Here is a 12,995-nt window from a genome sequence, read left to right as displayed (position 1 = left end):
GTCAGTCCTCCCGGGTCACGCGGAGGACTTCCTCCAGCGTGGTCTCGCCAGCCAGCACCCGGCGCAGGCCATCCTGACGGATTCCCATTTGCGCCAGCCGGGCATGCCGAACCATGGCCTGTTCACTAGCACCGTCATGAATCAGACCACGCAGGGTGTCATCAATCTCAATCAGCTCATAGATCCCGGTACGCCCGCGATAACCGCTGTGATTGCACTCTTCACAGCCAGCAGCGCTATAGAGGGTGGGGGGCTGCTCGGGGTCGACTCCCATCAACCGGCATTCGCTGGCACTGGCCTGATGAGGCTTGCGGCAGGCCGGACACAGGGTCCGCACCAGACGCTGAGCCAGCACGCCGTTGAGGGTCGAAGACAACAGGAAAGGCTCGATCCCCATATCACGCAAGCGGGTAATGGCACCGATGGCGGTATTGGTATGCAGGGTGGAGAACACCAGGTGACCGGTCAAACTGGCCTGGATAGCTATCTGCACGGTTTCCACGTCACGGATCTCACCGACCATCACCACGTCCGGGTCCTGACGCAGGATTGCCCGCAGCCCGCGGGCAAAGGTCATGTCGACCTTGGTGTTGATCTGGGTCTGGCCGATGCCATCCAGATAGTATTCAATCGGGTCCTCGACGGTGAGGATATTGCGGCTGCGATCATTGAGCCGCATCAGCGCCGAGTACAGGGTAGTGGTCTTGCCCGAGCCAGTCGGCCCAGTGACCAGCACGATGCCGTGTGGCCGCCCAATAACCCGCTCCATGGCCTGATAATGCTCGTCGCACATGCCCAACTGACGCAATTCCAGGCGTCCGGCCTGCTTGTCGAGCAGACGCAGCACCACCCGTTCGCCATGCCCAGATGGCAAAGTAGACACCCGGACATCAACCGCTCGACCGACCAGCCGCAAGCCAATCCGGCCGTCCTGCGGCAGGCGTTTCTCGGCGATATCCAGCTTGGCCATAACCTTGATCCGCGACACGATCACCGGAGCCAGAGCCCTGGGCGGCTCCAGTACCTCGCGCAGCACGCCGTCGACCCGCAAACGAATCGACAGACGATTCTCGAACGGTTCGATATGGATATCCGAAGCATTTTCCTTAACCGCTTCAGACAGTAAGGCGTTGATCAGGCGGATGATCGGCGCCTCATCCTGTGATTCAAGCAAATCTTCCGGCTCGGCCAGCGACTGAGCGACCGACATCAGGTCGGCATCATCACTGAGCCCCTCGACGAACTGCATGGCATCGTTGGCCGAACGCTCGTAGCGCTCGCGCAGGCGAGCAGCGAAACTGTCATCGTCCAGCACCGTCGGGCGCAGCGGATGCCCGGCCCGGCGCCGCAGTTCCAACAAGGCCTGGGGGTCACAGTCGGCACGCACATACACTTCCAGCTCGCCATCGTGTAATTGCCCGGGCAAAACACCGAAGCGGCGGGCGAACCGGTAACCGGTTTCCGCCTGATGGCCCGGGGTATTCCCCAGATCAGCAATCTCACTGTCGTTCATCCGCGACCTCCCCTCAGTTGTTGGTCGGCGGGGCGATAATCCGCGAACGGTCAGGGGTAGCGCCCTGCATCGCATTCTCGAACGGAGCCGGCAGGCTGAGCAGGTAATCCCAGTCCGGTAGAATCGGCAGATCCACATCGCGCATCAGGCGATCACGACGGCTCTGCTCACGCACCTGCTGGTCACGAATATAACTGTACTTGGAGTGGGTCAGGCTTTCAGCCACCGCACGGTCGCGCACGATCACCGGACGCAGGAAAATCATCAGATTGCGCTTTTCCATGCTGGCGGTGTCATACCGGAACAATCGACCCAGTCCGGGGATATCGCCCAACCCCGGCACCTTGTCGCGAGTTTCAACCATTTGGTCGTCAATCAGCCCGCCGAGCACGATCAATTCATTGTCGTCGACCATCACATGGGTGGTCAGACTTCGCTTGTTGGTGATGATATCAGCCGCGCCACTGGCGCCCGGAGCGATCTGCGACACTTCCTGCTCGATTTCCAGACGTACCGCGTTGCCTTCGTTGATCTGCGGGCGAATACGCAACTTGATCCCGACATCCTCACGCTGAATGGTGTCAAAGGCCTGGCCCGAACTCTCGATTGAACGGCCGACGATGAACGGCACATTCTGACCGACAACAATTTCCGCCTCTTCGTTATCCAGAGTCAGCAGACTCGGGGTCGACAGGATATTGCTGGAGCTGTCTCCCTGCAGGGCGTTGACCAGCACGGCAATGTGCGAGCTGCCGATCCGCCCGATCCCACCAATGGTGGCACCACTACCCAACGCCGGCGGCGTCGATACATCACCCTCCAGGAAGGAGTTGAGCCCAGCAGCAAAGTTGAGGATGCCCCGGTCATTGCGGTTGAAGTTGATCACCCCTACCCCACTGCGCTCGTTACCAAAGCCCCACTGCACCCCCAGCTCCTTGGCGCGGTCGTAGGAGACTTCAGCGATCACCGCTTCGACCAGTACCTGAGCCCGGCGGATATCCAGCTGCCGGATAATCATCGCCATTTCCCGGCTCAGCTCGGCCGGACCGTTGATCACTACCGAGTTGGTACTTTCATGGGCCTGGATCCTCACCCGCCCAAGATTACTACTACTGTAGCCACCACTCCCGGTGGCAGTCGCGCTGGTTCCGGCTTGGCCGGAGCTGCCAGGCAACTCGCGACCTTCGGCAATTCCGCGCAGCACTTCGGCAACTTCCTCGGCCTTGGCGTAACGCAGATAGTGCACCTGGGTCCCGGCATCTTCGCCGGGTACGTCCAGCCCCATGATCATGCTCCGCAGCCCGCGTCGACCTTCGGGATCGCCACGCAGAATCACGGTATTGGTCCGCTCATCGGCAATGACCCGGGTACGCTTGGTGAAGTCCTCACCTGAAGCTGCGCCCTCCAGCCCCTGGACCATACGCACGACATCAATTGCCGATGCATGACGCAAGGCGATCAGCTCGAAGTCCTCCATTGACTCCAGGTCGATCCGCTCGATCAGCGCCTGGATCCGTCGCACATTGGCTGCAGTATCGGCTATGACCAGCGTATTGGACTCGGCTGCAGCCGCCAGGTGCCCACCCTTGGGTACCAACGGGCGCAAAATCCGCACCAGTTGCCCGGCATTGATATGCTTGACGCTGATGACATGGGTTATTACCTCATCTCCACGACTTCCCGGTTCAAGCCCGGCAATCTCGTTCTCCTTGGCCTGCACTTCGGGAATGATCCGTACCGTACCCTCGGCGCCGGTGACTGCAGCAAAACCATAGGACTTGAGCACACTGAGGAACAGGTCATACAGCTCGCCACGCCGGATCGGCTGTCCGGAGACCACATTGACCTGGCCGCGCACGCGGGGGTCGACAATGAAGTTCACCCCGGTTTCCTGGCTGACGATCTCGATCAACCCATTGATATCCGCATCCCGTAGATTGAGTACCAGCTCTTCATTGGGATCGGCCGAGGTAGATTGCGCCAGCAAGGGCGTGCTCAGCACCAGGCTCAGCGCCAGGGGCAAGGCATGACGGCAAAACGGGGACAGCTTCAGCATTCTGTATCAATCCATCGTTATCGTTATATTCATGGGCTCGCCACCACGCTCCAGCGAAACGGACACGCTACTGGCACCTGAAAGCTCCTGAAGAATCTCGCGGTAGTCATTGATCTCAGCCACCGGACGCCCTTCAACTTCCAGAATCACATCACCAGACTGGAGGCCAGCTGCCTCGAACTCACGGGCATTGCGCGAAGGTCTGACCTCAAGCCCATAGAGCGCCCCCTCGACCATGACCGGGTTGACCGTAATCACATCGAGGAAACGCTGCGGATCATTCACCCAGGCGTCACGATCAATCCGGGCGACCCCGCCATCGCTGGCCAGAGTCACGCCAGGATCGACACTCGGCAACGCGGGCGCAGCCCGGGGAGCGCTACGCGAGGCCGTTTCCGCACGCCGCAGGCGCAAGGTTTCCAGTTTCCCATCGCGGGCCAGCAACACCCGGTCAGCCAGTACCTGCTCAAGGCGTACATTACCCGGCAGGTTGGCACCGACCCGATAGAGTTTTTCAGGCTGACCTTGAGGCGCGAGGATGGCAGCTCCCCGCGCCGGATCAGGATCGGAAAACACACCTTTGAGCACCCAGCTCAGAGTGGTTTCCGGCGCATCGATCTGCACCGGAGCGGGGGCATTGGCAGAGCCAAGAATGGATTTACCAGCCAGTTCTCGGAAACTGGCCAATGAGACAGTGCTTGAGGCTGTACCAGGCGCTGCGGCCTGACTGACCGGCTCGACCGCCGGCATCAGACTCGAGGGTTCAAGAACCGCCCAGGTCAGACGCCCCAACAACACGGCAGCAACCAATATCAACAGGAACGTGGCCAGTCTAAGCAGGGGCTCGAGAGGGATTCGGGCAACCAGCGGCATAGGGTCTCCAAGGCAAAGCGCACACTACGTCCGGTAGTGAGGGTCAATGGTGTTACACACTACTGACCTTTCTTTGCAAAATTATTGTTATACGCCTGAAACAGGCTGCACCACTGTCTCGATTGTCACGAATTTGCCACACGCCAGCAACCCCTAGAATGGGTTATTGCGCGACCAGATCACCCAAACGGGTGAAGTTTCAGAAACCGTGATCAAACCGACTGATAAGTCAGCATATCCGGTCCAGCAAAAAACCGTTCAAGCCCCTTCGGCTACTTGCTCCTCGGCGCGTTTGCCACTTAACTTGCGACAGCATCGCCAACAACTCCCTCACAACAAAACGGCCTTGCGCATTCAGGAGAATAATAATGAACAAGCTGAAAAAAACCGCCTACATTGGTCTGGCGGTCAGCGCCCTGGCGCTGAGCGGCTGCCTGAGCAGCAGTAGTAGCAGCAACAGAACTGCACCCACCCCCGACGAGCCCGTTCGCGCCCAACAGGAACGTATTGATGACGGCTTCTTTGTCGTGAATGAAGCTCAGTTGCCCTTCGCCTCACTGGCTGCCGGTGTTCCGGCCTACGACAACACCAGCCGCTGGTGGGGAGTGCTTGACGGAGCAGGCTATCGCATCGAAGTGCCGGAAAACTGGAACGGTCATCTAGTGATGTATGCACACGGATTCAGAGGCGAAGGCCCTGACCTGACAGTCGACAGCCCGCCCATGCGCCAGTACTTGCTGGACAATGGCTTCGCCTGGGCGGCCTCAACCTACAGCGCCAATTTCTACGATGTCAGGGTTGGCGTTGAGGATACCAACAAGCTTGCCCTGGCCTTCACCGATATCGCTGCAGCCAATGGCCGCACTCTGGCCGAACCAGACAAGTACTACATTACCGGCGTCTCAATGGGTGGGCATATTGCTGGTGCCGCAATCGAGCTTGAAACCCAGCAAACCGCCAACAACTTCGTTCCCTATGCCGGCGCAGCCCCCATGTGCGGCGTCATGGGCGACACCGCCTTGTTTGACTACTTTACGGCCTACGGTTTGGCCTTGTACCAACTGGCCGGTGTCGGTGCTGACAGTTTCCCGGTACCGCTCGATGAAGCCATCGAGAAGCGAGATATCGCTCGAGAGGTACTATGGACCGACTACGCCGCAAACAAGACACCACTGGGTCTGACTCTTGCCGGACAGCCACTCTTTCCGATTTTGCAGAACCTGACCGGCGGTCCACGGCCCATCTACGCACAGGCTTTTGGCGGTTTCCAAGACCTGCTCCAGGGCTTCCTCGGTTCCGACGGAACCATCACCGGTATTCTCAACGACAGCGTAGTAGACACGACCAGCACTGTTTATCGCTTCGAGACATTACCCGGACAGACACTGAGTGCTAATGAACAAGCCTTCAACCAGAGCATAATTCAGGCAGAAGCCGTACCTGGAGCCAATGCCCTGCGCCAAGACGGCCTGCGCTGGATACCCAAGGTCAATGGTGAGCTTTACGCCGAGATCCCCGTGGTCACCGTGCATACCCTGGGCGACCTGTTCGTCCCAATCAGCATGCAGCAAATTTATCGCCAGAATCTTGAGGCCAACGGTTTCGGGGACTGGCTAGTACAACGCGCGATAAGAGCGCCGGGCCACTGTGATTTCTCTATAGCCGAGTTCACCGCAACCTTCGACGCAATGATCCAATGGGAGCAAAACGGCATCAAACCGGGCGGCGATGACCTGCTTGATCAGGCACAAATGGCTGACAGCAATTTTGGCTGTACCTATACCATCGATGGCTTCCCTCAAGAAGTCGTGCGTAGCCTGATGCCAGCCTGCACTCCATAAGCAGTATTTAAGTCAGAAGGGCTGTTACCTTGTGATATCAGCCCTTTCTGACTTTTCGGACAGCGTAACCTGCTCCAACAGATTCCGCCGCACATTGGATGAACGCACCCGCTCCATATCCCGGCGCAGTTCCTTCAACTCAGCCTCGGGCAACTCCTGCCCCACCTGAGCCTGTACCTCTGCCAGCCAACCCTTGGCCTTGCCCAGTAGCCGCCCCAACACCCTGGCGCTATGCTGCAGACGCTGAGGCCCGAGCACCAGCAAACCCACCAGCGCGACCAGCAGCAGTTCGGTAATTCCGCTATCGAACATGCTCTGTTCTGCCGACCGAGCGGTCCTTGTGTACGGAATGTACCGTAGCGGACTCCAGCGCACTCAGGCTCTCCTGAGTGTCCTCACCCTCCTTGACCGCCTTGCGGAACCCGCTCAGCGCGCCACCCAGATCACTGCCAATGGTGCGCAGGCGCTTGGTGCCGAACAGCAGCATGACAATGACCAATACAATCAACAACGAACCAACACTGACTCCGCCAATACCCATGAGAGCTTCTCCAAAACAAGGCGCCACGCTGGTAGTGCGCGGCGCAAATTCGACAAAATGGATTGTTATTGCTGCCCGCGACAGGGCCGGAGCTGAAGCCGGCCCTGTCGACCGGATCAGGTACCGATCACGCCACCGTCATCCTTCCAGATCACCACCGTGGCCGAGCGCGGCGGATACAGCGACGGCATGTGGTCCGGCCAGGTGCTACGGGTCTCACCAGCCGCCCACTCGGCGGGAGTAGCGGTAGCACCCGGATGCTGAACATTGATGAACATGGTGCGCTGATCCGGCGTAGTGATCACCCCGGTAATTTCCTGACCGATCGGCCCAGTCAGGAAACGGCGAATTTCTCCAGTCTCCGGGTTGGCGGCAAACATCTGATTATTGCCGAAGATCTCAAACACCCCATTATTCTGCGACCCTTCGCCGATATCGGTCTGAATCCAGACCCGGCTGTCCTTGTCGATCCACAGGCCGTCCGGCGAGCTCATGTAGGCCTCTTCACCCAGCACATCGCCATTAAGGTCACGTCCAGTCAGGTTATCCTGACCACTTTCACCACCATCGCCGGCAAACAGGAAGATATCCCATTCGAAGCTATTGGAAGCATGCTCACCGTCAGCCTCAGCCCAGCGAATGATATGGCCATGGCGGTTGACCGCTCTCGGGTTGGCGCCAGTTGCCTGATCCTCAGTACGAGCGCTGTTGTTGGTCAGGGTGAAATATACGTCGCCATTGTTCGGATCGACCGCGCCCCACTCCGGACGGTCCATCGGCGTAGCCCCAACGGTGGTGGCTGCCAGGCGGGTATTGACCAGAACATCGGCCTGACTGGTGAAACCGTTGGCATTGGTCAGACCGTTCTGGCCGTATACCAGCGGCAGCCACTCACCGCTGCCGTCTGCATTGAACCTGGCTACATACAGAGTGCCAGTATCCAGCAAAGCGCCGCTGGCGGTATTACGGTTGTAGTTCTCGGCACTGACGAACTTGTAGATGAACTGGAAAGTCGAGTCGTCACCGGAGTAGCAGACCACCGGCTTGCCTTCCACTGCCGGGGCGAATACCACACCCTCGTGGGCGAAACGCCCCAAAGCGGTACGTTTCTTCGGCACGCTGGTCGGATCGAAAGGATCAACTTCACACATCCAGCCAAAGCAGTTCGGTTCGTTACGATAATCCGCGGTAGCATCGGCGCCCTTGATGCTGGCATCAAAGCGGATGTACTGATCTTCACCGCTCTCGGCCAGTTCCCAGGCGTAACGGCCGGTTCCGGTCGGCGATGAGTTGACCCCATAGCGTGAGTGCTCGCGAGGGTTGTCGCCACCATTACGGAAATAACCAGCCCAGTTCTCCTCAGAGAACATGTAGGTGTTCCACGGAGTCACGCCATGGGCACAGTTATTCAACGTACCGCGGGTCATGGTGCCATTGGGACTGTACAGAGTGCGTACAAAGCTCGAACCACGCACCGGCCCCTGAATTTCCATCGGAGTCAGCGCTGTGATCCGGCGGTTCAGGCTGTCGGGCTGAACCGACCATTCATTATTGACGCCCTTGCGAACCCGCACGATGCTGATGCCGTGCGCATTCATTTCTTTCAAAACCTCATCGGTGGCACGCACCCCAGCGTTGACCAGCACCGCCCCGGAGCTCAGCGACTGGCCCAAATGTGAGGCATGCATGTAGCGCGGCTCTACGTACTCGTGGTTGAGTACCAGCAAGCCATCTTCGGAGCTACCCTCAAAAGGCTCCTCACCCTCAATCGGGAAAAAGTGCATGCCGTCGTGGTGCATCCCGATCTGCATTGCCTGATCATCACCACTGTTGTTGATCGAAAAGGACGGGAAGCTACCGGCAATCGGCGTCCCCCAGGGAATTAGAACCTGATAGCTGTAACCTTCAGGCACAATGATATCGTCCGATTCGCTGGTCGGGATTGCGGTAAAGCCCAGCAATGCCGCCGGCGGATTGACCGGATTTTCATCATCATTGCGATTCCGCGAGCTCGAGCCGCTGTTGCAACCGGCCAAACCAACCCCCATGAAACCCAGGGCAGCCGCACCCAGACTGCCCTTGAGCAGATCACGGCGGGCCAAACGGGCTTGCAGCACGGAAGCGAAGGTTGGGTTCAGCGAATAGTTGACCTGGGGCTCATCACCCTCGCCATGGTCGACTACGGTCAGATTGGTGCGAAGTTCGGTGGACATCCGTTGTTTCCTCATCAGGCTTGTGGGTTTTCAGGACCCGCCTAGGATGGGAATCACAGATGACAGAACGAACAAACGACGATGAATATTTCGCTGGTTTTGGGTGACATTCGAACTACAGAAATATGAATTCAACCCAATGATTTTAATAGCATTTCACCAGAAGCAATGACGCGTTGCGCAGACTGAAATGCAGGCTGTTTCGAGACAAAAAAGGGCCCGGCATTAGCCGGGCCCTTTTTCTTGATTTGGCGGAGAGATAGGGATTTGAACCCTAGGTACGGTTACCCGTACAACGGATTTCGAATCCGTCCCGTTCGGCCACTCCGGCACCTCTCCAAGTGGCGCGCATCATACCAGCTTTGCCAGCATCTGCGAAGCCCGATCAAGCCAGAGGCACGCCCAAGCGCTGAGCCACTTCTTCATAAGCCTCGATGACGCCGCCCAGCCCTTGACGGAAGCGATCCTTGTCCATCTTCTTGCGGGTTTCCTTGTCCCACAGACGGCAACCGTCCGGACTGAACTCGTCACCCAGAACGATCTCGCCGTGGAACAGGCCAAACTCCAGCTTGAAATCAACCAGCAGCAGGCCGGCGTCATCAAACAGTTTGTTCAGCACTTCGTTGACCTTGCGGGTCAACTCTTCCATGCGTGCCAGTTGCTCGGGAGTCGCCCAGCCAAAGGCGAAGACGTGGGAAGCGTTGATGAAAGGGTCACCCTTGGCGTCGTCCTTGAGGAACAGCTCGAAGGTCGGCGGCGTCAGCGCCATGCCTTCCTCAACGCCCAGCCGTTTGACCAGGCTGCCGGCGGCGAAATTGCGCACTACACACTCAACCGGAATCATGTCGAGCTTCTTGACCAGACATTCGGTATCGGAGAGCAGACGGTCAAACTGGGTGGGGACACCAGCCTCTTCCAGCTTCTGCATGATGAAGGCATTGAAGCGGTTGTTGACCATACCCTTGCGCTCGAGCTGCTCAATCTTCTTGCCGTCAAAAGCCGAGGTGTCATTGCGGAACAGCAGGATCAGACGATCCGGATCATCGGTGGTGAAAACCGATTTGGCCTTGCCGCGATACAGTTCATTGCGTTTTTCCATTACCGGCTCCCGCTGTCCGCAAAATGGTGATGATTAAGTTGACTGAGGTCCTGCCAAGGCAGCCCCTGATCCTGCATGGCTAGTAGCAACTGCCCCTGCCAGCCCGCCAGCACCCGGGACAATTCACCAAGGGCCAGTTCCGGGCGGTTATTTTTCTCGCTGATATGCGCAACGGCCACATGCCGCAGCGCGCTCCGGTCAATACTCTCCAGCAGGCCGGCGGCCTGCTGGTTACTCAAATGCCCAAGCTCACCGCCTACCCGAGCCTTCAAACTCGCCGGGTAAGGCCCGGCGGCAAGCATCTGCGGGTCGTAGTTGGCTTCCAGAAACAGCGCATCGACTCCACTGTAGCACTCGGTAATCCAAGGCGTAATGGTGCCGGTATCACTGAGTACCCCGAGTCGCGCCTGGCCGTTGTCGAAAACAAACTGACAGGGTTCACGCGCATCGTGGGGTACCGCAACCGGGGTGATGCGCAACTCGCCAATCTCAAGGTCACGGTCCAGGGCAATGCGCTCAACTGCCAGACTGCCAACATCCAGTGCCCTTGCCGTACCGGCAGTCATGAACACTGGCAACCCATAACGTCGAGCCAGTCGCTCAACGCCCTGAATATGGTCACTGTGCTCATGGGTTACCAGAATCGCGGTAAGTTGCCGGGGGCTGAGCCCGGCGGCCGCCAATCGCTGTTCGGTGCTGCGCAGACTGAAACCGCAATCTATCAGTAGCCGGGTGTTGCCCTGCTCGACCAGGGTGGCATTGCCACGACTGCCACTACCCAGTGAACAATAACGCACCCCAAGCCTCCTAACCTCACGTCAGGTTGTTGCGAATCCGCTCAAGCAGTTGACGGGCCTCAGCCGCATCTGCAGCGGTGTCGATACTCTTCTCAACGGTCACTTGAACACGGTTGGCCACCGGGGTCAGACGTACCTGAATCCGCTCTTCACTGGCGCTTTCCTGCGGCTTGTCGCGACCGAACATACGGGCGAAAAAGCCGCGCTTGCGTTGCTGTTGGCTGGCGCGCTGTTCGAGGTCGACATAGTAGACGCCAGCGCTGCGGTTGATATCGCTGACCAGTACGTCCGCCCGATTGAGTGCTTCACCCACAGCAGCCCAGGCCCGGTTGAAGTCGGTCTGCATGTTCAGCACCGGATTGCCGGCACCATCCTGCTCCAGGGTCACCCGATCACTCTGGCCCATGCCCTGAGCGGCTACCAGAGAAGCCGAATCGCTGTCGGTCGACTGGCTCAGATAGCTTTCCAACTCGGCCAGCAGAGCCCGCTCAAGGTTGGGGTTATCCGAGCGCTCAGGCCAACTGTTCAAGGTGCTGCCCTGGCTGCGACTGGTGTGCACAACCTGAATTTCACTGGTGCCCGACTGTACGCCCGGCTCAATGCGCAAACGGAAACGCTGTTCTTGACCATCGGTCCGGCGGTTCGGCCCCACTGCCGGCACCAGGCGCCGCACCAGCGGGTTTTCAGCCTGCTGATCGAAAACCAGACCCGATGTTTCCAGCTCACCCAGCCGCGGATTTTCGCCGCTCAGCGGCACCTGATAATCACTGAAGAACTGGCGCACCAATGGCCAGGCCTCGACCGGCGTACGCTGAGCCAGCAACCAGCGATTAGGGCCATTTTGCTGCAGGGAGAAATCCGACGTATCCGCCGTGACCATCAGAGCCTGGGGACGTGGAGTCTGGAACTTGCCTCCCGGACCAGGCTCAACCCGGCCAGGTACTGGCAACAGATCGCCAATGGGTTTGCTCTCAACCCCGGCGGGGACAGTCATGCGCGGTTCGATCACCGCCGCCTGGTAATCGCCACCACGGTCACGGAAATAACCGTCTTCGCCGAAAAAATAACCACAGCCGCTCAGGCTGCCCAGCGTTACCAGCGTCAGTGCACCCAGCACAGGCTTCATAGAGAGTTCCTTGGTCGACATCATTAATCCCGTATTACAACAGGCCGCACTGGCGCATGGCCTCGCGTACCGGTTCATGGCAGCGTGCACTCAACGGCGTCAACGGCAAACGCAGGCCATCGCTGATCAGCCCCATTTCATGCAAAACCCATTTGACCGGGATCGGGTTGGATTCGATAAACAGAGCCTTATGCAAAGGCATCAGGCTGTCATTGATTTGCCGTGCGCTATCGGCGTCGCCAGCCAGAGCAGCCATGCACAGGTCATGCATGGCCTTTGGTGCGACGTTGGCTGTCACGGAAATATTACCCTTGCCGCCCATCAGCATAAGTTCGACGGCGGTGGCATCATCTCCCGAGTAGACCGCAATACGCTGGCCGACCCGGTCAATCAGTTCCCTGGCACGTTGCAGGTCACCCGTGGCTTCCTTGATGCCAACGATATTCGGCACATCGGCCAAACGCTCGACGGTTTCCGGCAACATGTCGCAGGCCGTGCGCCCCGGCACGTTATACAGAATCTGCGGAATCGCCACAGCCTCGGCGATGAAGCGATGATGCTGATACAAACCTTCCTGGGTCGGCTTGTTGTAATAAGGGGTCACCAGCAGGCAGGCATCGGCACGGACGCTGCGCGCCGCTTCGGTCAGCTCGACCGCCTCACGAGTGGAGTTAGCTCCAGTGCCGGCAATTACCGGAATTCGCCCGGCAACCTGATCCACCACCCGCCGAATGGCTTCCTTGTGCTCGTCCATGTCCAAGGTGGCCGACTCGCCGGTGGTACCCACCGCTACGATACCGTCGGTCCCTTGGTCGAGGTGAAAATCGATCAGCCGCTCCAAGGCTTGCCAATCCAATTCACCACGCGAATCCATGGGGGTAACCAGCGCCACAAGGCTGCCTGAGATCATGCAACTGCTCCGCTTAAATCGTGAAT

Annotated in this window: 11 protein-coding genes and 1 tRNA gene; 1 reads left to right on the top strand and 11 read right to left on the bottom strand. The window is 58.7% G+C overall.

Annotated features, from left to right (window positions below):
• Window position 1: 1 nt before the first annotated feature.
• Genes gspE through gspC form a run of 3 tightly spaced genes read right to left on the bottom strand, consistent with a single transcriptional unit; the run spans window position 2 to window position 4,442 of the window.
• Window positions 2–1,513, bottom strand: a complete 1,512-nt coding sequence (gene gspE / locus BVH74_RS10140; RefSeq protein ID WP_080049953.1) for a type II secretion system ATPase GspE — start codon at window positions 1,511–1,513, stop codon at window positions 2–4.
• Between the two features lie 13 nt (window positions 1,514–1,526).
• The gene (gene gspD, locus BVH74_RS10135; RefSeq protein ID WP_080049952.1) at window positions 1,527–3,569 is read right to left on the bottom strand and encodes a type II secretion system secretin GspD; all 2,043 of its coding nucleotides are present in this window, start codon (window positions 3,567–3,569) and stop codon (window positions 1,527–1,529) included.
• Window positions 3,570–3,575: 6 nt separating this feature from the next.
• The gene (gspC, locus tag BVH74_RS10130; RefSeq protein WP_080049951.1) at window positions 3,576–4,442 is read right to left on the bottom strand and encodes a type II secretion system protein GspC; all 867 of its coding nucleotides are present in this window, start codon (window positions 4,440–4,442) and stop codon (window positions 3,576–3,578) included.
• A 368-nt stretch (window positions 4,443–4,810) separates the two neighbouring features.
• Between gspC and BVH74_RS10125 the strand changes: the two genes are divergently transcribed.
• Window positions 4,811–6,283 (top strand): alpha/beta hydrolase family protein, encoded by a 1,473-nt coding sequence (locus BVH74_RS10125; RefSeq protein ID WP_080049950.1) that lies wholly within the window; start codon window positions 4,811–4,813, stop codon window positions 6,281–6,283.
• A 24-nt stretch (window positions 6,284–6,307) separates the two neighbouring features.
• Here the strand turns inward: BVH74_RS10125 and tatB are convergent, their stop codons facing one another.
• The 8 genes from tatB to dapA all read right to left on the bottom strand — a co-directional run bounded on the left by tatB (window position 6,308) and on the right by dapA (window position 12,969).
• Complete coding sequence (gene tatB, locus BVH74_RS10120) at window positions 6,308–6,595, bottom strand: Sec-independent protein translocase protein TatB (RefSeq protein ID WP_080049949.1); 288 nt, start codon at window positions 6,593–6,595, stop codon at window positions 6,308–6,310.
• A complete protein-coding gene (locus BVH74_RS10115; protein WP_080049948.1) occupies window positions 6,585–6,824 on the bottom strand; it encodes a Sec-independent protein translocase subunit TatA in 240 nt (79 codons plus the stop codon). The genes tatB and BVH74_RS10115 overlap by 11 nt, the downstream gene beginning before the upstream one ends.
• Window positions 6,825–6,940: 116 nt before the next feature.
• A complete protein-coding gene (locus BVH74_RS10110) occupies window positions 6,941–9,037 on the bottom strand; it encodes a PhoX family protein (RefSeq protein ID WP_080049947.1) in 2,097 nt (698 codons plus the stop codon).
• A 249-nt stretch (window positions 9,038–9,286) separates the two neighbouring features.
• Window positions 9,287–9,376 (bottom strand) — tRNA-Ser (locus tag BVH74_RS10105).
• Between the two features lie 46 nt (window positions 9,377–9,422).
• Entirely contained in the window at window positions 9,423–10,136 is a 714-nt protein-coding gene (gene purC, locus BVH74_RS10100; protein WP_080049946.1) for a phosphoribosylaminoimidazolesuccinocarboxamide synthase, read from the bottom strand.
• On the bottom strand, window positions 10,136–10,933 hold the full coding sequence (locus BVH74_RS10095) for an MBL fold metallo-hydrolase (protein ID WP_080049945.1): 798 nt from the start codon (window positions 10,931–10,933) through the stop codon (window positions 10,136–10,138). Before BVH74_RS10095 ends, purC begins: the two co-directional genes overlap by 1 nt.
• Window positions 10,934–10,949: 16 nt before the next feature.
• Window positions 10,950–12,059: an NlpB/DapX family lipoprotein gene (gene bamC, locus BVH74_RS10090; protein WP_080049944.1), complete on the bottom strand. Its 1,110-nt coding sequence runs from the start codon at window positions 12,057–12,059 to the stop codon at window positions 10,950–10,952.
• A gap of 34 nt (window positions 12,060–12,093) precedes the next feature.
• Window positions 12,094–12,969: a 4-hydroxy-tetrahydrodipicolinate synthase gene (dapA, locus tag BVH74_RS10085; protein ID WP_080049943.1), complete on the bottom strand. Its 876-nt coding sequence runs from the start codon at window positions 12,967–12,969 to the stop codon at window positions 12,094–12,096.
• Window positions 12,970–12,995: the final 26 nt, after the last annotated feature.

Origin of the sequence: Halopseudomonas phragmitis (genome assembly GCF_002056295.1) — a bacterium.
GTDB classification, from domain to species: Bacteria; Pseudomonadota; Gammaproteobacteria; order Pseudomonadales; family Pseudomonadaceae; genus Halopseudomonas; species Halopseudomonas phragmitis.
Note: the sequence above shows the minus strand (reverse complement) of the source record. Positions and strands in the feature narration are given on the sequence as shown.